Source organism: Pseudoflavonifractor sp. An85, assembly GCF_002161235.1.
Taxonomy (GTDB): domain Bacteria; phylum Bacillota; class Clostridia; order Oscillospirales; family Oscillospiraceae; genus Enterenecus.
On the sequence record NZ_NFHE01000107.1, the window covers coordinates 1 to 1,023 of the forward strand.

Below are 1,023 nucleotides of genomic sequence, written 5' to 3' on the forward strand. Positions count from 1 at the left end.
GCCTGCTCCTCCAACAAGAACGAGAAGCAGGAGGACGGCACATGGAAGCAGATTTCCGGGTGCGGGTTCAAGCTCTTCGGATTCTGCGGAAAGAAGCTCTCCGAGAAGCAGGCGTCCGCTCTACTTTCCGGAAAGCAGGTGCCGCTCAAGGGCTGCAAGTCCAAGGCGGGCAAGACCTTCGACTGCAAGATACGATTGAAGAAAGACGGGGACTTGGAACCCACGTTCGACAGCAAGCCCAAGGGCAAGTACAACAAGGCGAGGAGATAAACCATGTGGCGCATCAATTTCGTGAGCTTCGACAATGGACAGACCTACCATTCCGACATGCCAGATGATGCCAACATCGACCGGCTGGACGGCATCGTTGGCGCAACCGGTAGAATGGACTTCTACCGTCTCGTCGAGGAGTCCGTTCCCGCGTCCATCCGCAACGAGGTGATGGAGACCGTCAACACCCCGTGGTGGCAGGCCGACTCGTTTAATCCAAGCGACATGCTCTTCGAGTACATGAATACTTCACCCACCCCCATAATCATCGATCTGACCGGACGCATCGGCAGCGAGAGGGCGCAGGGCGCATATACGAGAACTTTCGTGCATGACCTGCTATCAGGCAAGACTCCTTCGCTCCGCGCTGAGGCGGGTCAGGCCCGCCGGTCGTCCGAACAGCTCATACATGATAAGCCGGGCGAAAGCCCGGCACGGGAAACCAGCAGATAGGAGGCGGCCATGCCGCACCAAGGCGGGCAAGACCTTCGACTGCAAGATACGATTGAAGAAGGACGGGGACTTGGAACCCGCGTTCGACAGCAAGCCCAAGGGCAAGTACAACAAGGCAAGGAGATAAACCATGGGGAAGGACACGAACGCGGTGACGTTGGAATATGTGAACCGGTGGGGAGACCACCACACCCTCGCTCTGTACAGGGATTCCTATGCCATGGGCGGAGGTTTCGCCATCTCCGCCCTCGATGCCACGGACCCGGCGGACAGTGAGTACCTGTCGCCGTGGAGCGACAT

General features: G+C 58.3%; 2 protein-coding genes. Both read left to right on the top strand.

Translation table 11 applies throughout. The annotated features are described in order from the left end of the window. The coding region (locus B5G37_RS14585) for a topoisomerase C-terminal repeat-containing protein (RefSeq protein WP_204217976.1) at positions 1 to 270 on the top strand (270 nt) is incomplete at its 5' end. Positions 271 to 273: 3 nt separating this feature from the next. Beyond that, positions 274 to 723, top strand: a complete 450-nt coding sequence (locus tag B5G37_RS14590; RefSeq protein ID WP_087258971.1) for a hypothetical protein — start codon at positions 274 to 276, stop codon at positions 721 to 723. Positions 724 to 1,023 lie beyond the last annotated feature (300 nt).